Here is a 21,407-nt window from a genome sequence, read left to right as displayed (position 1 = left end):
GCCGGGTCAGCCCTCCAGGTCCGCGAGCTGCTCGGACAGGCTCACGACGGCCTGGGCGTTGCGGACGCCCGCCTCCGCCGCGGGGAACGGCAGCGTCAGGTAGCGGTGCTCCCGGACGGCGGTGAGCTGGGAGGTCGCGGGGTTGGACTCCAGCAGCTCGATCTTCGACGCGGCGGTGTTCCACGACGCGTCGACCAGCACGATGACGTCGGGGTCGGCGGCGACGACCTGCTCCCAGCCGGCCGACGTCCAGGTGTCGTGGACGTCCGCGAAGATGTTCGTCAGCCCCGCGGCGTCCAGCATCATCTGCGGGGCGCCGATGCCCGCCCCGACGTACGGGGTGTCGGTGCCCGAGGAGTACCAGAGCGCCGTCGTCTCCTCCGCCGGGGGCGTGACGGAGTCGAGCAGCTCCTGCTCCTGGGCGATCAGGTCCTCCGCGCGGTCCGTCACGCCGAACACCGAGGCGATCTCCCGCTGCTCGTCGAACAGGCCCTCGAACGTGAGCGGGTCGGGCATGTAGCCCTCCTCCTTGCAGGCGGCGGGGGACACGTACGTGCCGATCCCGAGGCCCTGCAGGGCGGAGCGCTCGCCGGCGCCGTCGTCGGAGAAGTTGGACTCCCAGCCCGCGTAGACGAAGTCGGGCTGCACCTCCAGCAGCGCCTCCTGGCCGGGGACCTTGTCCGACAGCACCGGCACGGCGTCGTAGGCGTCCGCCCACTCGTCGGGGACGGGGCCGTCGGCGAACGCGGTGCCGACCAGGCGGTCCTGCAGCCCGAGCGCGAGCATGGTCTCGATCGACGTGGACTTGATCGCGACCACGCGCTCCGGCGGGGTGTCGACCGTGACGTCGGTGCCGCAGTTGTCGAGCGTGACGGGGGTGAAGGCCGCGCCGGTCGACGACGCGGTCGGGCCGCCGGGCGACACGCCCGGTTCGGCCGGGTCACCGGCGCACGCCGCGAGGACGAGGGCCAGGGCGGCGGCGGGGACGGCGAGGACGAGACGGCGGGTGCTGCGCACAGGGGCTCCTGAGAGGGTGCGGCGACGTCGCGCGGTCGGCCCGCGGCGGCGTCGCGGTGCGGCCCGCGGCGGCCGGTGCCGGCGCTCGCAGGCCGGACGGCGGGTGCCGCGGTCCGACGGTGGACGCTGGACGGCCCGCGCGGGACCGGGGGGTCCGCTGCGGCGGGTCGGGGGAGGGTGCACGTCGCGCCCGGTGGCTGCGCCGCCCATGCGCGGGCGGCGACGTCCAGGCCAACGTCCGGCCTGGTCCGGGGCCCACCCTACGCCCGCTGCCGACCCCGCGTCCCGCCCGTCCCGCGCGTCCCGCCCCGGCTGGTCAGGGGCCCGCGGCCAGCGCGAGGGCGCGGGCCACGCGCGCGACCACGTCCGGCCCGCCCGCGAGGGCGCCGACCGTGACCCGCACGTGCCCGGGCCCGTCCGGCGGGGGCACCGCCCGGAACGGCCGACCGCGCGCGACCTTGATCCCCGCGGCCTCCAGCCGCACGAGCGCGGTGGCCTCGTCGGCGACGGGCACCCACACGTTGATGCCGTCGCCGGGGTGCACCTCCAGCCCGTGCTCCGCGAGCGCGGTCGTCAGCGCCCGCTGCCGCGCGTAGTAGATCCGCCGGGCCTGGGCGACCGCCGCGAGCGCCTCGCCGTCGACGAGCAGGTCCGTGAGCAGCCGCTGCAGCAGCCGGCTGGTCCACCCGGGTCCGAGCATCCGGCGCGCGACGACCCGGTCGAGGACGCCCGCCGGCCCCCCGACGGCCGCGATCCGCAGGTCCGGCCCGTGGGACTTCGAGTAGGAGCGCACGTGCACGACGCGGTCGGGCAGCGACGTCCCGAGCGACACGTCCGCGGAGGACGCGATCTCCCCGGAGTGGTCGTCCTCGATCACGTGCACGTCGGCGCCCGGCGTCGCCGCGAGGTGCCGGCGGATGACGGCGGCGAGCTCCCGGGCGCGCGTCGACGTCATGGAGACGCCGGTCGGGTTGTGCGCCCGCGGCTGCAGGACGACGACCTCCGCACCGGTGCGCAGCGCGGCCTCCAGGGCGTCGGGGCGCAGGCCGTGCCGGTCGAGCGGGACGGGGACGCGCTCGAGGCCGAGCTGGTCGCACAGGTCGAAGATCGGCGGGAACGACGGGTCCTCCACGATGACGCGGTCGCCGAACCCGGCGAGCTGCTCGAGCGTGCGGCTCATCGCGTCGACGGCGCCGTCCACGACGGTGACGCGCTGCGGCGTGAACGGCCACGAGGCACGCAGCAGGCGCTCGAGCGGCTCGACCACGGGCGCGCCGAGGTAGGTGCCCGTGCCGGCGGCGGGGGTGGCGGCGGCGACCCGCCCGAGCGACCGCTCCAGCGGGGGCAGCAGGTCCGGGTCGGGCGTGCCGGTCGACAGGTCGAGCCGGACCGCCGGGCGCACCGCCGCCGACGCCGCGGGGTCGGCCGCGGCCCGCCCGCCGGCGGCCATGTCGCGGTAGCGCGGGGGCAGCCACGCGGCCGGCTCGGGCAGCACGACCGTGCCCGCCCGCCCGCGGGAGGTCACCAGGCCGACGGCGGCCAGCGCCTGCCACGCGCCGGACACCGTCGCGGGGCTGACGCCGAGGTCCGCCGCGAGCCGCCGGACCGTGGGCAGGCGGTCGCCCGGGCGCAGCTCGCCGCTGCGCACCAGCCGCGACACGGCGGCGGCGATCCCCCGGGGACTGCGGTCCTCCACGTGCTGGGCCACGTCCATGGCGGTCATCGTGCCCCCCGCACGGGCGCCCGCCGCACCGGTGCCGGGGCCCGCGGCGCAGTGTTTACAGCCCCGTCATACGTGTTCTCGGCACCGAAACGGGCAGAAACGCCGCGGAAATGTTCAACCCCCACAGTCACATTCCCATCGGGGTCGAGCAGCCGGCGCGCAGGACGCGGCAGCCCCCCGGCTCGGGACGATCCAGCGGAGGTTTCACATGGCAGTCGTGCGCGTCGCCTTCACCCAGGCCACCTGGACGGGCGACAAGGAGTCGATGATCCAGCTCCACGAGGACTGGACCCGCAAGGCCGCGGCCGAGGGCGCGCAGGTCATCGGGTTCCAGGAGCTGTTCTACGGCCCGTACTTCGGGATCACGCAGGACACGAAGTACTACGAGTACGCCGAGACGATCCCCGGTCCGACCACCGAGCGGTTCAGCGCGCTGGCCAAGGAGCTGGGCATCGTCATCGTGCTGCCGATCTACGAGGAGGACCAGCCGGGCGTCCTGTACAACACGGCCGCGGTCATCGACGCGGACGGCACGCTGCTGGGCACCTACCGCAAGCACCACATCCCGCACCTGCCCAAGTTCTGGGAGAAGTTCTACTTCCGTCCCGGCAACCTCGGGTACCCGGTGTTCGAGACGGCGGTCGGCAGGATCGGCGTGAACATCTGCTACGACCGGCACTTCCCGGAGGGCTGGCGGGTGCTCGCGCTGAACGGCGCCGAGATCGTGTTCAACCCGAACGCCACCGCCCCCGGCATCTCGAACAAGCTGTGGGAGGTCGAGCAGCCGGCCGCGGCCATCGCCAACGGCTACTTCGTCATCGCGAACAACCGCGTCGGGCTCGAGGACAACGAGTACGGCGACGAGGCGGTCAACTTCTACGGCTCGTCGTACGCGGTGGGCCCGGACGGCAACTACGTCGGCGAGGTCGGCTCCTCCTCGGAGAACCAGCTGCTGATCCGCGACCTCGACCTGGACCAGATCCGCACGACCCGCGAGCGCTGGCAGTTCTTCCGCGACCGCCGGCCGGACGCCTACGGCCCCATCGTCGCGCCCTGACCCCGCCGCGCCCGGACCTGCGAGGAGCCCGCATGAAGACCCTCATCACCGGCGGCACCGTCGTCAACGCGACGGGCCGCGGCGCCGCGGACGTGCTCATCGACGGCGAGACGATCGTCGCCCTGCTGCAGCCCGGCTCGACGGCGCTCGGCGTCGACCTGCGCGCCACGGTCGACCGCGTGATCGACGCGACCGGCAAGTACGTGATCCCCGGCGGCATCGACGCGCACACGCACATGGAGATGCCGTTCGGCGGCACGTTCGCCTCCGACACGTTCGCCACCGGCACGACGGCGGCGGCCTGGGGCGGGACGACCACGATCGTCGACTTCGTCGTGCAGTACCCGCACGAGAACCCGCTCGACCAGTACGCGCTGTGGCACGCCAAGGCGGCCGGGAGCTGTGCGGTGGACTACGCGTTCCACCAGATCCTGTCCGACGTCCAGGACTCGTCGCTGCAGGCGATGGACGAGCTGATCGCCGAGGGCGTGACCAGCTTCAAGCTGTTCATGGCCTACAAGGGCGTGTTCCTGTCCGACGACGGCCAGATCGTGCGGGCCATGCAGAAGGCGTCGGACAACGGCGCGATGATCATGATGCACGCGGAGAACGGGTCGGTCATCGACACCCTCGTGCAGCAGCACCTGGCCCGCGGCGAGACCACGCCGTACTACCACGGGGTCTCCCGGCCGTGGCAGGCCGAGGAGGAGGCCACCCACCGGGCGATCATGCTGGCGGACCTGACGGGCGCGCCGCTGTACGTCGTCCACGTGTCGGCGAAGCAGGCGGCCGAGCAGATCGCCCAGGCGCGCGACCGCGGCCAGAACGTGTTCGGCGAGACCTGCCCGCAGTACCTGTACCTGTCGCTGGAGGACCACCTCGCGGCGCAGGGCAAGGAGTGGGGCGACTTCGAGGGTGCGAAGTGGGTGTGCTCGACCCCGCTGCGCTCGAAGCACGAGGGCCACCAGCACCAGATGTGGAACTCGCTGCGGACCAACGACCTGCAGCTCGTGTCGACCGACCACTGCCCGTTCTGCATGAAGGACCAGAAGGAGATGGGGATCGGCGACTTCTCGAAGATCCCCAACGGCATCGGCTCCGTCGAGCACCGGATGGACCTGCTGTACCAGGGCGTCGTCACCGGCGAGATCTCGCTGGAGCGCTGGGTGGAGATCTGCTGCACCACGCCCGCGCGGATGTTCGGCATGTACGGGCGCAAGGGCGTTCTCGCACCCGGTGCGGACGCGGACGTCGTGGTCTACGACCCGGACGGCCACACGTCCATCGGCGTCGGGAAGACCCACCACATGGCCATGGACTACTCCGCCTGGGAGGGCTTCGAGGTCGACGGCCACGTCGACACGGTGCTGTCCCGCGGCGAGGTCGTCGTCGACGGCGGCGCGTTCCTCGGCCGCGTGGGCCACGGGCAGTACGTCAAGCGCGGCCTGTCGCAGTACCTCATCTGACCGTCCCCACCGCAGGAAGGAGACCCGGCATGGAGTTCGGCGTCGTCATGCAGAACGACCCGCCCGCGTCGCGCGTGGTGGACCTGGCTCGCCAGGCGGAGACGCACGGGTTCGACTACGTGTGGACCTTCGACTCGCACCTGCTGTGGCAGGAGCCGTTCGTGGTGTTCTCGCAGATCCTGGCCGCGACCCGCAAGGTCAAGGTCGGCCCGATGGTCACGAACCCGGCCACCCGGGACTGGACGGTGCTCGCGTCGTCGTTCGCCACGCTGAACGAGATGTACGGCAACCGCACCGTGTGCGGGATCGGCCGCGGCGACTCGGCGGTGCGCACGCTGGCCGGCAAGCCGTCGAACCTCGCGACGCTGCGCGAGTCCATCCACGTGATCCGGGAGCTCGCCAACTCCCGCGCGGTCGAGCACAACGGCCGCACGGTCCAGTTCCCGTGGTCGAAGGGGTCCGAGCTGGAGGTGTGGGTGGCCGCGTACGGCCCGCTCGCGCTCAAGCTCACCGGCGAGGTCGGGGACGGGTTCATCCTGCAGCTCGCGGACCCGGACATCGCGGCGTGGATGATCCGCACCGTGCGGGACTCCGCGGAGGCGGCGGGGCGCGACCCCGACGCCATCAAGTTCTGCGTCGCGGCCCCTATGTACGTCGGCGACGGCGACTCCCCGGCAGCCCGCGCGCACATGCGCGAGCAGTGCCGGTGGTTCGGGGGCATGGTCGGCAACCACGTCGCGGACATCGTCGCGAAGTACGGCCAGGGGTCGTCCGTGCCGAAGGCGCTGACCGACTACATCGCCGGCCGGCAGGGCTACGACTACAACGAGCACGGCCGCGCGGGGAACTCGCACACGCAGTTCGTCCCGGACGAGATCGTCGAGCGGTTCTGCCTGCTCGGCAGCCCGCGCGAGCACGTCGAGAAGCTGCAGGCGCTGCGCGAGCTCGGCGTCACGCAGTTCGCGGGGTACCTGCAGCACGACAACAAGGACGAGACGCTGCGGATGTACGGCGAGCGCGTCATCCCCGCGATGGCCGAGCACGTGGTGGCGACGGCATGACGGCCGGCGTCGACGCGGCGGTGGTGACCGCGGCGGCCGCACCGGCGCCCCGCGCCCGGCGGGCGTGGCCGCGTCCCGTGCGCGCGCTGCGGCCGGTGGCCCTCGGCCTCGTGGCGCTCGTGCTCCTCGCCGCGGTCTGGGAGCTGGTCAAGGCCGTGGTCCCGGACACCGGCTGGAGCATCGGGGAGCGCCTGGTGCTGCCGCGCACCACGGACCTCGCGATGCCGCACGTCACCGACATGCTCGCCCGCCTGGGCGAGCCGCTCACCGCCCAGCCGGGTGCCGACCCGCTGTGGCTGGCGGTGCTCCGCGCCGGGGGCACGAGCCTGCGGATCGCGGCCGTGTCCTGGGTCATCGGGGTCGTCGTCGGCCTGCTGCTCGCCCTGCTCATGGCGCGGTTCCGGATCGCGCGGTCGGCCGTGCTGCCGCTGGTCGTGCTGAGCCAGACCGTCCCGCTCATCGCCCTCGCGCCGCTGGTCAAGGGCTGGGGGTCCAAGCTCGAGCTCGGGTTCACCTGGGAGCCCTGGATGTCGGTGGCGGTCATCGCCTCCTACCTGGCGTTCTTCCCGGTGGCGGTCGGCGCCCTGCGCGGCCTGACCTCCCCGGACGCCCTGCACCGCGACCTGTTCGCGGCCTACGCCACCTCGTGGACCCAGGAGCTCGTGCGCCTGCGGCTGCCCGCGAGCGTGCCGCACCTGCTGCCCGCCCTCCGCCTGGCGGCCACGAGCGCCGTGCTCGGCGTCGTCGTCGCGGAGGTCTCGACCGGGATGCCCGGAGGTATCGGACGCATGATCCTCGAGTTCGCCAACTTCGCCAGCAGCGACCCCGCCAAGCCGTGGGCGCCGATCTTCGGCGCCGTGCTGCTCGGCCTGGTCGCCTCCGGGGCGGTCGCCCTGCTCGGCACCGGCCTGGGCCGGTTCCGCCGGGCGGAGGTGGCCGCGTGACGGCCCCGGCGGTGACGTCCCCGGGCGCGGCGCCCACGACCGCGCCGGCCGTGCAGGTCAGCGGCGTGTCCCGGGTGTTCTCCTCGGGCGGCGACCGGGAGGTCGTCGCGCTCGAGCACGTGGACCTGACCGTCGGCGCGGGCGAGTTCGTGTCCCTCATCGGGCCGTCCGGCTGCGGCAAGTCCACCCTGCTGCGCCTGGTCGCCGACCTCGACCGGCCCACCGGCGGCGCGATCTCGGTGTTCGGCCGCACGGCGGAGCAGGCGCGGCTCGGGCACGACTACGGCATCGCGTTCCAGCAGGCGGGCCTCCTGCCGTGGCGGACGGTGCGGGCCAACATCGAGCTGCCGCTGTCGCTGCACGGCGTCGGGCGCGCGGCCCGCCGGGAGCGCGCGGACGAGATGCTCGCGCTCGTCGGCCTGACCGACTTCGCGGACCACTTCCCGGACCAGCTCTCCGGCGGCATGCAGCAGCGCGTCGCGATCGCCCGGGCGCTCGCCGAGCGGCCCAGCCTGCTGCTCATGGACGAGCCGTTCGGCGCGCTGGACGAGATGACCCGCGAGCGGCTGCAGTCCGAGCTCGTGCGGATCTGCGCCGAGACGCAGGCGGCCGTCGTGTTCGTCACCCACTCGATCCCCGAGGCGGTGTTCCTGTCCGACCGGGTCGTGGTGATGTCCGCCCGCCCGGGGCGCATCGCGGGGATCGTCGACGTCCGGCTGGGGCGGTCGGGGGAGCGCGGGGACGACCTGCGCGAGGACGAGGCGTACTTCGCGGCCGTCACCGCGGTGCGCGAGGCGCTGCACGGTGGCGCCGGCACCGTCCCGAGCCGCGGGGTGGAGACCCGGTGAGCGGCGGCTGGTCGCGCGCGCTGCACCGCGCCGCGCCCGTGCTGCTCGCCGCGGCGCTGCTCGCGGCGTGGCAGGCGGTGGTCGTCGTCGGGGAGGTCCCGGCGTTCCTGCTGCCCAGCCCGACGGCCATCGCGGGGGAGTTCACGACGTACCTGCCGACCATCGCGTCCGCGGCGCTCGTCACGGGCACCAACGCGCTCGTCGGCCTCGTGCTCGGCGCGGTCGTCGCGATCGCGGCGGCCTTGCTCGCCTCGGCCGTGCGGACCGTCGACGCGCTGCTCAACCCCGTCGTCGCGGCGCTCGCGGTCGTGCCGATCGTCGCGCTCGCCCCGGTGCTGTACACGATGTACGGCGCCTCGGTGGAGACCGGCCGGCAGATCGTCGTGGCGATCGCCGTCGCGGTGCCCGTGTTCGTCACGACGCTGCGCGGCCTGCGCCAGGTGCGGCCCGTGCACCGGGACCTCATGCGGGCCTACGCGGCCACGCCCCGCCAGGCGGTGCGGGCGGTCACCATCCCGACGGCCCTGCCGTTCGTGTTCACCGGCCTGCGCATGGCGTCCTCGCTCGCGGTCATCTCCGCGATCGTCGCCGAGTACTTCGGCGGTCCGCGCAGCGGCATCGGGTCGTTCATCACGACCGCGGCGGCCGGGTCCAACTACGCCCGCGCGTGGGCGTACGTGCTCGGCGGCGTCGTCGTCGGGCTGCTGTTCTACGGGGTCACCCTCGCCATCGAGCGGCGGGGGAGCCGCGGGGCGCCCACCACCTGAGGCGCCCCGCCACCAGACGTCCCGCGGCCGGGGGTTCCGCGGGCCGGCCAACCCCTTCCTGCCGACGGCGTCAGGAGGGCCAGTCACGCAGGTCAGAGGCAGGACGGAAGGGGATGACATGAGGAACTCCAGGAGTCGCGCGTGGGCAGGGGCCGGCGCGCTCGGGCTCGCGGCGGCGCTCGCGCTCACCGCGTGCTCGAGCGGGTCCGACGACGACACGGCGGGGTCCGGCGGCGACGAGACGTCGGCGTCCGGTGAGCTCACACCGGTGAAGCTCCAGCTCCAGTGGCTGACCCAGGCCCAGTTCTCCGGCTACTACGCCGCGCTGGACCAGGGGTACTACGAGGACGAGGGCCTCGACGTCGAGATCATCCCGAGCGGCGGCGACATCGTCCCGCAGGACGCGCTCGCGAACGGGGAGGTCGACTACGCCATCGCGTGGGTGCCGAAGGTGCTCGGCTCGATCGAGCAGGGCGCGAACATCACCGACGTCGCGCAGATCTTCGAGCGCTCCGCGACGCTGCAGGTCTCGTTCGCGGACGCCGGCATCGACTCCGTCGCCGACCTCGAGGGCAAGAAGATCGGGTCCTGGGGCTACGGCAACGAGTGGGAGCTGTTCGCCGGGCTCAACAAGGCCGGGGTGACGGACTTCGAGATCGTCCAGCAGGCGTTCGACATGAACGCGTTCCTCGCGGGCGACATCGACGCCGCGCAGGCCATGACGTACAACGAGTACGCCCAGCTGCTGGAGACCGAGAACCCCGAGACCGGCGAGCTCTACACGCCCGAGGACTTCTCCGTCATCGACTGGAACGACGAGGGCACCGCCATGCTCCAGGACGCCATCTGGGCGGACGCGGGCCGGCTCGCCGACGACCCGGACTACGCCGAGACGACGGTGAAGTTCATCAAGGCGTCCATCGAGGGCTGGATCTACGCCCGTGACAACCCGCAGGAGGCCGCGGACATCGTCACCGCCGCGGGCTCGACGCTCGGCACCAGCCACCAGCTCTGGATGACGAACGAGGTCAACAAGCTCATCTGGCCGTCCACGGCCGGCGGCATCGGCATGATCGACACCGACGCGTGGGACGCGACCGTCGAGATGGCCAAGCAGACGTCCAACGAGACCGGGGCGACCATCATCACGGCCGACCCGCCGGAGACGGCCTACTCCAACGAGTACGTGCAGCAGGCGCTGGACGAGCTCACCGCCGAGGGCGTCGACGTCGAGGGCGCGGACTTCGAGCCCATCGAGGTCGAGCTGCAGCCCGGCGGGAACTGACCGGGCGACCCGGGCCGCGGACCGTCCGTCCGCGGCCCGGGCCGACCCGCGGGGCCCCGGACCCGCGCACCCGCGCCCCGCACGCCCGCACCCACCCCAGCCCCGCGCCGAGAGTCCAGGACACGCCGAAGCGGCGGACCCTGCGACCGGCGTGTCCTGGACCCTCACCGACTCGAAAGGCCACCGCAGCCATGACTCTCGACGCCGACGGGCGGCTCGCGCTCGAGCTCGACCGCGCGCACGTGTTCCACTCCTGGTCCGCGCAGGGCTCGCTGTCACCGCTCGTGGTGGACGGGGCGTCCGGGTGCGAGGTGCACCTGGCCGACGGGCGCACGATGCTCGACTTCAGCAGCCAGCTCGTCAACACCAACATCGGCCACCAGCACCCGCGGGTCACCGCGGCGATCGCCGAGCAGGCGGGCCGGCTCGCGACCGTCGCGCCCGCGCACGCCGTGCTGCCGCGCGGCCGGGCTGCTGAGGCGATCCTGCGGCACGCGCCCGAGGGCTTCTCCAAGGTGTTCTTCACCAACGCCGGCGCGGACGCGAACGAGAACGCGATCCGGATGGCGCGCCAGGCGACCGGCCGGGACAAGATCCTGTCGTTCTACCGCTCGTACCACGGCAACACCGGCGCGGCCGTCGTCGCGACCGGCGACTGGCGGCGGGTGCCCAACGAGTACGCCCGCGGGCACGTCCACTTCTTCGGGCCGTACCTGTACCGGTCGGACTTCTGGGCGACCACCCCGGAGCAGGAGTGCGAGCGCGCGCTGCACCACCTCGAGCGGGTGGTCGCGTCGGAGGGTCCGGCGTCGATCGCCGCGATCCTGCTCGAGACGGTCGTCGGCACCGGGGGCGTGCTCGTGCCTCCGCCCGGCTACCTGGCGGGCGTGCGGGAGATCGCCGACCGGCACGGCATCCTGCTGGTCCTCGACGAGGTCATGGCGGGGTTCGGGCGCACCGGCTCGTGGTTCGCGTTCGAGCAGCACGACGTCGTCCCGGACCTCATCACGTTCGCCAAGGGGGTCAACTCCGGCTACGTGCCGGCCGGCGGCGTGGTGATCTCCGACGCCGTGGCCGCCGTGTTCGACGACCGCGTCTTCCCCGGCGGGCTCACCTACTCCGGGCACCCGCTCGCGATGGCCGCCGTCGTCGCGACGATCGAGGCGATGGAGGACGAGAAGATCGTCGAGAACGCCGCGCGCATCGGCACGGACGTGCTCGGCCCGGGCCTGCGGGCGCTCGCGGACGCGCACCCCAGCGTCGGCGAGGTGCGCGGGACCGGCGTGTTCTGGGCCCTGGAGCTCGTCACCGACCCCGCCACCCGCGAGCCCGTGCCCGCGGCGGCGATGGGCGCCGTGAAGTCCGCGCTGCTCGCCGGCGGCATGCTCCCGTTCGTCCAGGACAACCGCATCCACGTCGTCCCGCCGTGCGTCGTCACGGACACCGAGGTCGCCCGCGCCCTCGCGATCTACGACGCCGCCCTCACCGCCCTGGACGCCACCCTCTAGCCCCCCACCCGTCCCACCCGTCCCGTCCCACCCCACCCGTCCCGCCCACCCCACCAGCCCGCGAGCTCGGCACCTCCGGTGCGAGTTCGGCACCCGCAGCTGCCGACCTCGCCGCGGACCACCCCTGCGCGAGGTCGTCAGGTCGGGCCGAGGTCGTCAGGTGAGGATGACGACCTCGGCCGGAGCTGACGACCTCGGCGGCTCCGGGGGGCGGGCGACGGGGGGTCGGTACAGTCGTCGCCACCACCACGGAAGGACCTCCGCATGTCCAGCACCACCCCCGGCACCACCCTCCGCGCCGTCGTCACCGGCGCGTCCAGCGGGATCGGTGCCGCCACCGTCCGCCGGCTGCGCGCCGAGGGCTGGGAGGTCGTCGCCGTGGCGCGCCGCGCCGACCGGCTCGCCGCCCTCGCGGAGGAGACGGGCGCGGAGGCGTTCCCCGCCGACCTCACGTCCGACGAGGACGTCGCCCGGCTCGTCGCGCACGTCGAGGCCACGGGCGGCCTCACGTCGCTCGTGAACAACGCCGGCGGCGCGCTGGGCCTGGACCGGGTGGCGGACGCCGACGTCGAGGGCTGGCGCCGGATGTACGACCTGAACGTGCTCGGCACGCTGCGGGTGACGAAGGCGCTGCTCCCGGCGCTGAAGGCCAGCGGCCGCGGCGACGTGCTCGTCGTGACGTCGACCGCCGCGATCGCCCCCTACGAGGGCGGTGCGGGCTACACCGGCGTCAAGCACGCGGAGCGGATGCTCACGACGACGCTGCGCCTCGAGCTCATCGGCGAGCCGGTGCGGGTCATCGACATCGCCCCCGGCAACGTCGCGACCGAGGAGTTCTCGCTCGTGCGGTTCGCCGGCGACGCCGCGCGCGCCGCGAAGGTGTACGAGGGCTACCAGCCGCTGCTCGCCGAGGACGTCGCCGACGTGATCGCGTTCGCCCTCACGCGGCCGCACCACGTCAACATCGACACGCTCGTGGTCCGGCCGCGCGCCCAGGTCAGCAACACCCAGATCGCCCGCGACGCCTGAGGGCGTCACGTCCGGTCGGCGCCCGAGGCCCGGGCGCCGACCGGACGGCCCGGCGGGAGTCAGCCGCCCGCCGGAGCGCCCGTCCGGGTCACGCCCCCGCGGCCCCGGCGCGCTCGAGCTCGTCCGCGTGCCGGATGTGCCGCGTCACCCACGGCGAGAGCGCGAGCAGCAGCAGCGCGAACACCAGGGCGACGCCGCCGATCCCGCCGAAGTAGGCCGTGTCGGACGCGCCCTCCGTGGCCGTGATGAGCTGGGCGGTGATCGCCTGCCCCGCGGCGGGTGCGAGGAACCACACCGCCATCGCCTGCGTGCGGAACGCGCGCGGGGCGAGCAGCGTCGTCGCGGCCAGGCCGACGGGGGACAGGCACAGCTCGCCCAGCGTCTGCACGACGTAGACGACCACCAGCACCCACGCGGGCGCCTTGCCGTCGCCGATCATCGCCGACGCCGCGGACATCACGAGGAACGACACCGCCGCCAGGCCCAGGCCCATCGCGAACTTCGTGGCGGTGGGGGGCCGGTCGTGCGTCTTCGTCCAGATCCACGCGAACACCGGCGCGAGCAGGATGATCGACAGCGGGTTGACGGACTGGAAGAACTCCGGGCTGATCGTGATCCCGAAGAACGACAGCTCGGTGCGGTTCTGCGCGAACGCCGCGAGCGTGGTGGCCGCCTGCTCGAAGATCATCCAGAACAGCATCGCCGCGACGAACAGCGGGATGTACGCGACCACGCGCGGGCGCTCGGCGTCGGTGACCTTCGGGGAGCGGTACATCGCCACGAAGTACGCCACCGGGGCGAGGAACGCCAGGTACGACATCGTGTCGATGAACGTGTCCAGGTTGAACCCGCCGGACACCAGCGCGGCGACCGCGGCCACGGCGACGACCGCCAGCACGATGACGAGCAGCCCCCGCAGCAGCGCCGCGTGCTCCTCGGGGCGGACCGGGTTCGGCGCCGTGCCGCCCGCCCGGCCGAGGTACCGGCCGCCGGCGACGAAGAACACCAGCGCGATCGCCATGCCGACCGCGGCGACGAGGAACCCGGCGTGGTAGCCGCCCCACGACCGCGCCGCCCCGACCAGGAACGGCGCGCTGAACGAGCCGATGTTGATGCCCATGTAGAAGATCGAGAACGCGGAGTCGCGCCGCTCGTCGTCGCGGGCGTACAGGTCGCCGACCATGCTCGACACGTTCGGCTTCAGCAGTCCGGTGCCGAGCGCGACGAGCGCGATGCCGAGGTACGACATCGTCGCCGCGGGCAGCGCCAGCGAGACGTGTCCCGCCGCGATGACGACGCCGCCGATGAGCGTCGCGCGGCGCGACCCGATCAGGCGGTCGGCCAGCCAGCCACCGATCACGGACAGCAGGTAGACGCTCGTGCCGTAGATCGAGACGAGCGCGAGGCCGGTGCGCTCCCCGATGCCGAGGCCGCCGTCCGCGACGGCGTCCGTCAGGTAGTACAGCAGGATGGCGCGCATCCCGTAGTAGCTGAACCGTTCCCACAGCTCCGTGGTGAACAGCGTCATGAGCCCGCGCGGGTGGCCGAAGAACGCGCGGTCGCCCGCCAGCTCGCCGGCCGCGCGCCCCTGCGGGGTCGAGGGGGTGGTCATCGTGTCGTCTCCTGCACTCGTCGTGCCGGACGTGCGCAGGTCCCGCGACCCCTGGGCCCCGGGGCTCGCGCCGTTCCGGCGGGACCCGCCGTCCAGCATGTGGCCACGACGTGAGGGGCGGCAAGACGAAGGTCCCCGGTGCGGAGTCGTCCGTGGCATCTGCGGTGATCGACCGCGCCGGCGGTGACGCAGGTCACGGGCGTGCGGGCGGGGCCGCGCCGAGGCGGGCGCAGGCGGCCGCGCGCGGGCAGGACGCGGTCGGGCGTGGGCCAGGTGGGGCTTGAACCCACGACCGACGGATTATGAGTCCGCTGCTCTGACCGGCTGAGCTACTGGCCCCGGTTGGCGGCCAGGGTACCGGCCGCTCCCAGCTGCGCGGACTACGGTGTGTGCCCGTGCCGATGTTCTCGCGCCGCCGCGCGCTCCCCGACGACGTCCGCCGGTCCCTCGACCTGCCGTCCGGCGACAAGGTCCTGGCGTGGGCGGAGGCGTCCGGTGGCCGCTGGCTGGTCGCCACCCGGCGGGCGCTGCACGTCGTCGGCGCGCAGGAGGTCGAGCGGCACCCGTGGTCGGACGTCGACCGCGCGTCGTTCGCGCCGGAGCCGGCCGCGATCACCGTGCACTGGGTGACGGGGTCGGTCGAGGAGCTGGCCCTGACGCCGCCGCTGCCGGTGGCGTTCGCGCAGACGTTCCGGGAGCGCGTGCAGTCCTCGGTGGTGCACGTCGAGACGGTGACCGTCCCGGGCGCGGGGCCGGTGCGGGTCGCGCTGCGGCGTGGTGACGGCGACGAGCTGTTCACGCAGGTCATCGGCACGGGGCGCGTGGACCTGCACGACCCGGCGGTGGCGGACCTCCTCGAGGCCGCGGAGGCCCGCGTCCGGGCGGAGGCGGGCCTGCGGGGCTGACCCCGGACCTCCGCGCGGGTGCCCGCGGGACGCCTGCGCCGGTGTCCGGAGCACCCCCGGCGGGCTGCTAGAGTTCTTCCCGCGCGATCCCTCGTAGCTCAATTGGCAGAGCATCCGACTGTTAATCGGACGGTTACTGGTTCGAGTCCAGTCGAGGGAGCACCCGACCCCCGTCAGCGAGCCGCTGGCGGGGGTCTCCTGCGTCTCCGGGCCGTCGTCCCGGGCGACGACCGTGCACGTCAGCGCCGCGTCGCCGCCCGTGCCGGGAACGTCACGAGCGCGGTCAGCGCGAGCAGCCCGGCCACGACGGCCACCAGGTTCTCCTGCAGGGCGACCACCGCGTACCCGACGTGCGGCACCGAGCCGAGCACCTGCCCGACCTCCGCGACCGCGTACGGCTGGGCGTCGGGCTCGGTGTTCGCGTCGCCCTGCAGCCGCAGCTCGGTGGCGCCCGCGACGCCGCCGGGCAGGGGAGTCGTCCCGATGACGCGGTGGGTGACGAGCCCGCGGCCGTCGGTGCGGGGCACGGTGACGACGTCGCCGACGGCCACCGAGTCCGCGGGGACGGAGCGCGCGAGGGTGACGGCACCGACGGGGATGCCGGGGGCCATCGAGCCGGAGACGACGACCGCGGGCCGCACGCCCAGGGCCAGGCAGGCGGCGACGGCGAGCAGGCTCAGCACGCCGACGGCGGCGGCGAGGTTCAGCAGCAGGCGCTGGGCCCGCACCGCCAGGCGGGCGGCGAGGCCCGGGCTGCGGGTCGCGGCGGTCGTGCGCCGCGCGCGGCGGGTCGTCGGCAGGGCGGCGGGGGTGATGGCGGCGGTGGTCACGCGTCCTCCTCGGTGGACGTGGCGTCGAGACGGGCGGTCAGGTGCGCCTGGCCCCCGTTGAGGGCCTCGGTGGCGGGGTCGTCCAGCAGGTGCACGTGGACGGTCAGGCTGGTGACGGAGCGGGGCTCCGCGTCGAGCCACGCGCCGGCGTCCGGCAGCGGCTCGGCGCCGCGCGGGGCGAGCGTGCCCAGGTCGGCGGCGGTACCCGGCCGGGCGCCGTCCTGGGGCCGGTCGGCGCCGGAGCCGAGCAGCACGGTCCCGTCCTCGGCCAGCACCGTCACCCGCAGGAACGGGGTGATGTCCGGGGTGCCCGGCACGGGCTCCGCGGCGAGCGTCGCGGAGACCGCGGCGGCGATGTCGGGGTGGTTGTTCGCGACCCGGAGCGTCGCACCGACGGTGCGCCCGGGCACGAGCTGGTCGTGATCCGGCAGGTCGAGCGGCAGCGGCGTCCCCGGGGCGGCCTGGTGGACCGTCCCGTCGGCCGCGAGCAGCACGACGTCGAACGGCTCGGCCGAGCCGACGCCCGCCGTCCCGAGGCCCAGGTGCGCCTCGTCGGTGTACGACGCGGCCGTGAACGCGGTGGTGCCGAGCACGGCCGCCGTGACGACCGTCGTGGCGACGAGCGCGATCAGGCCGGTGCGGCGGGCGGCCCGCCGGTCGCGGCGGCGGGGTGCGACGTGGCGGCTCATCCGGCGGCCCGCTCGGTGCCCGGCATGACCAGCTCGGTCAGGCCGTGCGACGTGGCCGTGGACGGCCGGGCGGACGCGAAGCCGTCACGCACCAGGTGGTAGGTGTTGTGGCTGCCGCCCTGGGTGGTGCCGCCCCACAGCACGATCGTCCCGTCGCCGCGCAGCGCCGCACCGGAGTACCCGAAGCCCACGACGTGCTCGACGGGACCGAGCGCGGCGATGCGGGTGGGGACGCGGATGTTCGCCGCGGAGGTCGCACCGGTCGTGGGGTGCGGGCCCCAGGCGTAGGAGTACCGGCCCCAGACGTACACGAGGCTGTCGCTGCCCCGGACGAGCACGTAGTCCTCGGTCGCCGCGACCTGCACGGCGGTGACGCCCGGGGCCAGCGTCACGGCGGTGGGGCGGTTGTTGGCGACGAGGCCGCCGTCCGCGCGGGCGGTGCCCCACTCGACGTGGTTGCCCCACGTCAGCAGGGTGCCGTCGGCCAGCACGGCCTGGCTGCCGTAGTAGTGCCCCGTCAGCGACCGGATGCCGCACGTGTCCTGCGGCGAGCCGGCGACCACGCCCACGGCCTCGCAGCCGCTGGTGGTGTGCTGCGACAGGGCGACCGACTGCGTCGGGGTCCCGTGGCTCACCTGGACGTCGTCGCCCGACGGTGAACCGGCGTAGGACGCGGCGCTGTTGGCCCAGCCCCACCACAGCACGCCCGTCGACGGGTCGCCCGCGACGGTGTTGCCGCGCACGGCCCAGCCGTTCCAGACGCCGGCGCCGATCGAGTGCACGCCCGTCAGGATGCGGGCGGGCGCGGCCGACGACGCCGTCAGCGAGCCCTGACCGGTGACGCCGCGCGCCTGCGGGTAGCCCCAGGTGTACAGGTCGCCGGTCGAGGTCAGGGCCATGAACACCGACGCGGAGGACACCAGGTCCACCACGGTGCCCGGGATCGCGACCTGCCCCGGCTTCGTGAACGGCACGGCGCCGCCGGTGCGGCCCATGACGTGCACCGTCTGGTTCCCGCCCCACGTGTAGACGCGGCCGTCGTCGGAGAGCGCGGCCAGGCCGGTGTAGGCGGCGTCCGCGGCGAAGTAGTTGTCGAGACTCACGCCGGCGAGCTTCACCGCGCGGCGCGCGCCGTCGGGGTGCCCGTCGGAGGGCAGCGTCACGAGGCTCACGGGCGCCGCGGAGTCGACGGTCGCGACGCCGGTGCCGGCCAGGCCGCCGCCGCGGTAGCCCCAGACGGCGACGGTGCCGTCGTCCTGGAGCGCGGTCGCGGTGCCGGCGAGGAACGTCTGCTGCGGGACGAAGCGGGTGGTGGGGGAGCGGAACACCTCGGTGACCGCCTCGGCGCGGTCGACGTAGGCGGCGGTGGTGGTGCCGACGGCGACGGCGGGCACGACGACGGCGAGACCGGCGACGGCGGCCAGGGCGCGGCGGATGCGGCGGTGAGTCACGGTTCCTCCTTCGGGCGTGCGGGCGGGGTGGTCGGGCGTGGCGTGGCGGCGTGCGGGGCGGTGCGGGGCGGTGCGGGCGGCCGGCGGGCGCGGAGACGCCCGTCAGGCGGTCGTCCCGTCGAACCGGAGGCCGAGCACCATCGCCCGACCGGAGTAGTAGGGGTTGCCGAGCGCGGGCTCGAGCGTCGCGGCCACCTGGACGCGGCGGGGGACACCGGTCTCGAAGCCGGTGATCGTGAGGGCGCCGAGGCCCGCGGCGGGCTCCGACGCGACGACCCGGCCGTCCACCGACACGGTGAACCGGGCGACGTCGTACGGGTCGGCGCCCGGGCCGGGGACGCCCGGGTCGGCCGGCAGGGGTGCCGGGCGGGCGTTCTCGACGGTCAGCGTCACGGTGCCGGTCGCGGCGGTGGTGGTCACCACGTCCACCTCGATCGCCGTCGCGCCGTCGGGACCCGGGACGACGGAGTCCACCACGAGCGGGTGGTCGTCGCCCTGGACGGTCGCCCCGGTGCCGTCGACGAGCGCGATGTCGTACGCGCCGCCCACGGTGCCCAGGTCGGCCTCCGCGGCGTCGGTGAACGCGGCGTGCGTGATCGACGTCCCGGCGGCCAGCGCGACGGCGCCGGCGAGGCCGCCGAGGGCGAGCAGCGCCCGGCGGGGACGTCGTGCCGGGCCGGGGGCACGGTGCCGGGCCCCGCCGGCGGGACGTGCGGTGGCGGGCGCCGGGCGGGAGGTGCCGGGACGCGCCGGGGCCGCGGTGCGGCGAGGGGCCGTGGTGCGCATCTGTCCTCCTCCTGGGGCGTCGGGTCGGGGTGCGGGCCGCGCCGGCGGCCGGGTCGGGTGCCCGGGCCGCCGGCGGGGCGGGTGTCAGATGGACGAGCCGTTCAGCGACGCCTGCAGGTAGGCGCCCTTCCCGGACAGGGAGTTGTCGTCGAACGAGGCACCCGACTCGGCCTGCGTCAGCAGGCTGACGCTGAGCTTCACGGTGCTCTCCTCGCCCGGCGCCAGCTGGTTCAGGACGAGGTGGGAGAGCTCGCCGAACGTCATGCTGGTCGCGCTGACCTGCGCCGCCTCGCGCGAGGTGGCCGGCATGTGCACGTCGAACCGCAGGCTCGACAGGTAGTCGGCGTCGGTCGCGCCGCCGCCGGGCAGGTCCGCCAGCTCGAGAGCGAGCGTCGACGGGTACGTCGGGGAGTCGTTCCGGACGGGGATGTCGACGCTGATCGGCCCGGAGCCCGGGAACAGCGACTCGGCGCCGTCGAGCGCGATCGGCACGGCCGTGCCGGACGCCTCCTGCCAGCCCGGGACGAACTGCCCCTGGGCGTCGGTGGCGCCGACCTGGATGTTGTAGCTGCTGTCCGCGCCGCCGAGGCCGTTGCTGCCGATCTGCAGGCGGGCCACGTCGGTGAACGCGGCGGTGGTGGCGAGGGCGGCGACGCCGGCGAGGGCGCCCCAGGCCACGAGGGCCTTGCGGCGGCGCGAGCGGTCGTCGGTGCTCTGTGCGGTCATGGGGTCCTCCTGGGGGATCCGTCCCGGTCGTTCCGGGGTCGACTCCAGTAGGCCCGCCGGGGGCGGTGCTGCCCCGTGTGACCCGCGCCATGCGTAGGTAGACGGGCCGTCGCGACGAGCGGCGGGTGGCGTCACCGCAGGTCGGAGCGCCGGACGGCGCCCGGTTGGTGGGTCGGCGCACGGGGCAGGGGCTCCTGCTCAGTGGTGCCGGGCCGGTCTCCGTGGTGCCGCGCGGTCCGGCTGCGGACCGCGCGGGTGGCCGTGGTCCACAGGCGCGAGGCCCCCGCTGGGGTGGTTCCGGGGGCGGTGGGTACTGTCGGGACCTCAGCCGCGCTCACCCGACCTCGACCTCGGAGCGATCCTTGAGCGCACCCCACCCCGTGCCGTCCGGGCACGTGGACGCACCCGACCCCCGTGCCGTCCCCGACCAGGCGGACGGTGCCGACCGCCCCGGTCGGGCCCTGCCGCAGCGCGGCGCGTCGTCGCCACCGCCGGGGCGCCGCCGCGCCGCCGTGGCCCTGGCGGTCCTCCTCGCGGCGGTCCTCGTCGCGACGGTCGCGCTGGTCCGCTGGGACGCCGGCCGGGCCCGCGGGCTCGAGACCGCCCTCACCGAGCTCGACCGCGCGGCGGCCACGCTCGCCGTCGCCCGGCGGGACGGCAGCGCGGCGCTCGCGGCCTCGGCCGGGCGGGTGGACGACGGGCGACTGCGGCGCGACCTGGCCGCGCTCCTGGTCGGGCTGCCGCCGTCGGACCCCCCGGAGGACGGGTCGCGGCAGGCGCGGGCGGAGCAGGCCGGGCGGCGGGCCGGTGCCCTCCGCGCGCGCGGCGCGGCGCTCACGGAGGCGACGGCGGCGGTGCGGGCGGAGCACGCGCGCTGGCTCCTCGCCACCGCGACCGCCGAGCGCATGGCGGCCCACGCGAGCCTCGGTGCCGCCGTCGCGGAGGCGGGGACGGCACTCGCCGCGTCCGAGGGCAGGGTGCTGGACGACACGCCGCGAGCGGCCCTGCGGGCGGCGGTCGACGAGGCCGGCGCCGCCCGGCAGCACGGCTCCGGGGGCGCCCGCGTCGTCGCAGCGTCCGCGGGGCGACCGGCTGCCGCTCGTCCGGCACCGCGCGTCGGCGGCCGTGCCCGGGCCGTGCTCGCCGCGGCGGAGGCGCGTGCGACGGCGCTCCGGGAGGAGACCGCCGCCCTGCGCTCGCACGTCGAGCGGCTCACGACGGCGCGCGCCGCGGTCGCGGCGTCCGAGAGCGCCTGGCAGGCGGAGCAGGACCGACGTGCGGCGGAGCTCGAGGCGGCGGAGCGCGCGGCGCGGGTCCCGGCCCGGCCGGCCGGGGGCGGATCCGGGTCGGCGACCGGGCGTGGCGGCGGCGGGGGCGCGGCGGCCGACGTCCCGGACGCCACGGGCGGGGCCCCGGCGTCCGGGACGCCGTCGACCACGCCGGTGCCCGGGCCTCCCGGCGGCACCCCGGCGCTGCCTCCGGGCTGGACGACGGTCGTGGAGACCGAGGGCGGTGCGTGGTGCGGCGACGAGTTCGGTGCGTCGTGGGAGTGCTGACACCGCGACGACGTCGCGCCCACGCCTCCGGCCGGGCGAGATCGGGGCCGTCGTCGGCCGCCGCCCCTGGACGAGGAGGCGCCGTGACCTGACCGCCGACCTCCCACCTCGTCCGTGAGGGGCCCGGTGCTGGCACACCGGACCCCT

General features: G+C 75.0%; 19 protein-coding genes and 2 tRNA genes. 12 read left to right on the top strand and 9 right to left on the bottom strand.

The annotated features are described in order from the left end of the window. Nucleotides 1–6 precede the first annotated feature (6 nt). Entirely contained in the window at nucleotides 7–1,017 is a 1,011-nt protein-coding gene (locus tag AAHH18_RS05190) for a putative F420-0 ABC transporter substrate-binding protein (RefSeq protein ID WP_343300823.1), read from the bottom strand. Nucleotides 1,018–1,333: 316 nt separating this feature from the next. Beyond that, the gene (locus AAHH18_RS05185) at nucleotides 1,334–2,731 is read right to left on the bottom strand and encodes an aminotransferase-like domain-containing protein (RefSeq protein WP_343300822.1); all 1,398 of its coding nucleotides are present in this window, start codon (nucleotides 2,729–2,731) and stop codon (nucleotides 1,334–1,336) included. A gap of 217 nt (nucleotides 2,732–2,948) precedes the next feature. Between AAHH18_RS05185 and AAHH18_RS05180 the strand changes: the two genes are divergently transcribed. From AAHH18_RS05180 to AAHH18_RS05140, 9 genes are all read left to right on the top strand, one after another. After that, a complete protein-coding gene (locus AAHH18_RS05180) occupies nucleotides 2,949–3,797 on the top strand; it encodes a nitrilase-related carbon-nitrogen hydrolase (RefSeq protein WP_343300821.1) in 849 nt (282 codons plus the stop codon). 32 nt (nucleotides 3,798–3,829) lie between these two features. Beyond that, nucleotides 3,830–5,263, top strand: a complete 1,434-nt coding sequence (gene hydA / locus AAHH18_RS05175; protein WP_343300820.1) for a dihydropyrimidinase — start codon at nucleotides 3,830–3,832, stop codon at nucleotides 5,261–5,263. A gap of 29 nt (nucleotides 5,264–5,292) precedes the next feature. Further along, complete coding sequence (locus tag AAHH18_RS05170) at nucleotides 5,293–6,324, top strand: TIGR03842 family LLM class F420-dependent oxidoreductase (protein WP_283320731.1); 1,032 nt, start codon at nucleotides 5,293–5,295, stop codon at nucleotides 6,322–6,324. After that, nucleotides 6,321–7,268, top strand: coding sequence for an ABC transporter permease (locus tag AAHH18_RS05165; protein WP_343300819.1), 948 nt, complete (start codon nucleotides 6,321–6,323; stop codon nucleotides 7,266–7,268). Before AAHH18_RS05170 ends, AAHH18_RS05165 begins: the two co-directional genes overlap by 4 nt. Further along, nucleotides 7,265–8,116, top strand: a complete 852-nt coding sequence (locus AAHH18_RS05160) for an ABC transporter ATP-binding protein (RefSeq protein WP_283320729.1) — start codon at nucleotides 7,265–7,267, stop codon at nucleotides 8,114–8,116. The genes AAHH18_RS05165 and AAHH18_RS05160 overlap by 4 nt, the downstream gene beginning before the upstream one ends. After that, a complete protein-coding gene (locus tag AAHH18_RS05155; RefSeq protein ID WP_343300818.1) occupies nucleotides 8,113–8,883 on the top strand; it encodes an ABC transporter permease in 771 nt (256 codons plus the stop codon). Before AAHH18_RS05160 ends, AAHH18_RS05155 begins: the two co-directional genes overlap by 4 nt. A 118-nt stretch (nucleotides 8,884–9,001) precedes the next feature. After that, nucleotides 9,002–10,168, top strand: a complete 1,167-nt coding sequence (locus AAHH18_RS05150; RefSeq protein ID WP_283320727.1) for an ABC transporter substrate-binding protein — start codon at nucleotides 9,002–9,004, stop codon at nucleotides 10,166–10,168. Nucleotides 10,169–10,359: 191 nt separating this feature from the next. Continuing rightward, nucleotides 10,360–11,676 (top strand): aspartate aminotransferase family protein, encoded by a 1,317-nt coding sequence (locus AAHH18_RS05145; protein ID WP_343300817.1) that lies wholly within the window; start codon nucleotides 10,360–10,362, stop codon nucleotides 11,674–11,676. A gap of 264 nt (nucleotides 11,677–11,940) precedes the next feature. Further along, a complete protein-coding gene (locus AAHH18_RS05140) occupies nucleotides 11,941–12,705 on the top strand; it encodes an SDR family oxidoreductase (RefSeq protein WP_283320725.1) in 765 nt (254 codons plus the stop codon). Between the two features lie 88 nt (nucleotides 12,706–12,793). Here AAHH18_RS05140 and AAHH18_RS05135 read toward each other — a convergent pair whose 3' ends face one another. Both AAHH18_RS05135 and AAHH18_RS05130 read right to left on the bottom strand, forming a co-directional pair. After that, nucleotides 12,794–14,317 carry a peptide MFS transporter gene (locus AAHH18_RS05135; protein WP_283320724.1) on the bottom strand — a complete coding sequence of 508 codons (1,524 nt, stop codon included), beginning with the start codon at nucleotides 14,315–14,317 and terminating at the stop codon, nucleotides 12,794–12,796. 265 nt (nucleotides 14,318–14,582) lie between these two features. Next, nucleotides 14,583–14,656, bottom strand: a tRNA-Ile gene (locus AAHH18_RS05130). A 62-nt stretch (nucleotides 14,657–14,718) separates the two neighbouring features. Here AAHH18_RS05130 and AAHH18_RS05125 point away from each other — a divergent pair. Both AAHH18_RS05125 and AAHH18_RS05120 read left to right on the top strand, forming a co-directional pair. Next, nucleotides 14,719–15,222: a hypothetical protein gene (locus AAHH18_RS05125; protein ID WP_343300843.1), complete on the top strand. Its 504-nt coding sequence runs from the start codon at nucleotides 14,719–14,721 to the stop codon at nucleotides 15,220–15,222. Nucleotides 15,223–15,309: 87 nt separating this feature from the next. Further along, nucleotides 15,310–15,382 (top strand) — tRNA-Asn (locus tag AAHH18_RS05120). A 79-nt stretch (nucleotides 15,383–15,461) separates the two neighbouring features. Here AAHH18_RS05120 and AAHH18_RS05115 read toward each other — a convergent pair. The 5 genes from AAHH18_RS05115 to AAHH18_RS05095 all read right to left on the bottom strand — a co-directional run bounded on the left by AAHH18_RS05115 (nucleotide 15,462) and on the right by AAHH18_RS05095 (nucleotide 19,704). Continuing rightward, entirely contained in the window at nucleotides 15,462–16,052 is a 591-nt protein-coding gene (locus tag AAHH18_RS05115; protein WP_343300816.1) for a signal peptidase I, read from the bottom strand. Then, entirely contained in the window at nucleotides 16,049–16,741 is a 693-nt protein-coding gene (locus tag AAHH18_RS05110) for a hypothetical protein (protein ID WP_343300815.1), read from the bottom strand. Before AAHH18_RS05110 ends, AAHH18_RS05115 begins: the two co-directional genes overlap by 4 nt. After that, nucleotides 16,738–18,192 (bottom strand): RCC1 domain-containing protein, encoded by a 1,455-nt coding sequence (locus AAHH18_RS05105; RefSeq protein ID WP_343300814.1) that lies wholly within the window; start codon nucleotides 18,190–18,192, stop codon nucleotides 16,738–16,740. Before AAHH18_RS05105 ends, AAHH18_RS05110 begins: the two co-directional genes overlap by 4 nt. Before the next feature lie 102 nt (nucleotides 18,193–18,294). Next, the gene (locus AAHH18_RS05100) at nucleotides 18,295–18,978 is read right to left on the bottom strand and encodes a hypothetical protein (RefSeq protein ID WP_343300813.1); all 684 of its coding nucleotides are present in this window, start codon (nucleotides 18,976–18,978) and stop codon (nucleotides 18,295–18,297) included. Nucleotides 18,979–19,062: 84 nt separating this feature from the next. After that, nucleotides 19,063–19,704 carry a hypothetical protein gene (locus AAHH18_RS05095; protein ID WP_283320719.1) on the bottom strand — a complete coding sequence of 214 codons (642 nt, stop codon included), beginning with the start codon at nucleotides 19,702–19,704 and terminating at the stop codon, nucleotides 19,063–19,065. A gap of 362 nt (nucleotides 19,705–20,066) precedes the next feature. On the opposite strand from AAHH18_RS05095, the gene AAHH18_RS05090 reads away from it, so the two are divergent. Continuing rightward, complete coding sequence (locus AAHH18_RS05090; protein WP_343300812.1) at nucleotides 20,067–21,260, top strand: hypothetical protein; 1,194 nt, start codon at nucleotides 20,067–20,069, stop codon at nucleotides 21,258–21,260. The last annotated feature ends 147 nt before the right edge of the window (nucleotides 21,261–21,407 follow it).

Source organism: Cellulomonas olei (genome assembly GCF_039548315.1).
In the GTDB taxonomy this organism is placed as follows: Bacteria; Actinomycetota; Actinomycetes; order Actinomycetales; family Cellulomonadaceae; genus Cellulomonas.
Note: the sequence above shows the minus strand (reverse complement) of the source record. Positions and strands in the feature narration are given on the sequence as shown.

Coding starts and splice junctions, on each gene's coding strand:
- AAHH18_RS05185 (WP_343300822.1), bottom strand. CDS start 2,731: ATGGACGTGGCCCAGCACGTGGAGGACCGCAGTCCCCGGGGGATCGCC.
- AAHH18_RS05180 (WP_343300821.1), top strand. CDS start 2,949: ATGGCAGTCGTGCGCGTCGCCTTCACCCAGGCCACCTGGACGGGCGAC.
- hydA (WP_343300820.1), top strand. CDS start 3,830: ATGAAGACCCTCATCACCGGCGGCACCGTCGTCAACGCGACGGGCCGC.
- AAHH18_RS05170 (WP_283320731.1), top strand. CDS start 5,293: ATGGAGTTCGGCGTCGTCATGCAGAACGACCCGCCCGCGTCGCGCGTG.
- AAHH18_RS05165 (WP_343300819.1), top strand. CDS start 6,321: ATGACGGCCGGCGTCGACGCGGCGGTGGTGACCGCGGCGGCCGCACCG.
- AAHH18_RS05150 (WP_283320727.1), top strand. CDS start 9,002: ATGAGGAACTCCAGGAGTCGCGCGTGGGCAGGGGCCGGCGCGCTCGGG.
- AAHH18_RS05145 (WP_343300817.1), top strand. CDS start 10,360: ATGACTCTCGACGCCGACGGGCGGCTCGCGCTCGAGCTCGACCGCGCG.
- AAHH18_RS05140 (WP_283320725.1), top strand. CDS start 11,941: ATGTCCAGCACCACCCCCGGCACCACCCTCCGCGCCGTCGTCACCGGC.
- AAHH18_RS05135 (WP_283320724.1), bottom strand. CDS start 14,317: ATGACCACCCCCTCGACCCCGCAGGGGCGCGCGGCCGGCGAGCTGGCG.
- AAHH18_RS05125 (WP_343300843.1), top strand. CDS start 14,719: ATGTTCTCGCGCCGCCGCGCGCTCCCCGACGACGTCCGCCGGTCCCTC.
- AAHH18_RS05110 (WP_343300815.1), bottom strand. CDS start 16,741: ATGAGCCGCCACGTCGCACCCCGCCGCCGCGACCGGCGGGCCGCCCGC.
- AAHH18_RS05100 (WP_343300813.1), bottom strand. CDS start 18,978: ATGCGCACCACGGCCCCTCGCCGCACCGCGGCCCCGGCGCGTCCCGGC.
- AAHH18_RS05095 (WP_283320719.1), bottom strand. CDS start 19,704: ATGACCGCACAGAGCACCGACGACCGCTCGCGCCGCCGCAAGGCCCTC.